General features: G+C 67.2%; 1 protein-coding gene. It reads right to left on the minus strand.

The window, feature by feature from the left end; all coding sequences use genetic code 11:
- The coding region (locus tag AC1DHL_RS30200) for a tripartite tricarboxylate transporter substrate-binding protein (protein ID WP_478164395.1) at positions 1 to 363 on the minus strand (363 nt) is incomplete at both ends.

The following is a 363-nucleotide window of genomic DNA, read 5'->3' on the forward strand; positions in this document are numbered from 1 at the left end:
TCCTTGAGTTCCGGTGTCTCTGCCGCCTGGTGGAACAGCGTGGCCCAGCGGCGCACCAGCTCCGGCGGCGTCTTGGCCGAGACCGCCGCAGCCACCCAGTTGTAGGCCAGGAACTGCGGAATGCCCGCCTCCTGCGCGTTCGGCACATCGGGCAGCAGGTGGGTGCGCTGCGGGGCTGTGTACGCCAGCGCGCGCAGCTTCCCACTCTTCACCAGCTCGATGGCGCCGCTGGCGTCCACCACCGCGAAGTCCACGGTGCCGGAGAGCGTCACGTTGATCGCATCGCCCGCCCCCTTGTAGTTGATGCCGGTGGAGCGCATGCCGGTCATGTCATTGAGCCATTCCGAATACAGCGTGTACGAC

The sequence above is a fragment of the Variovorax sp. 10L426 genome, from assembly GCF_056395305.1.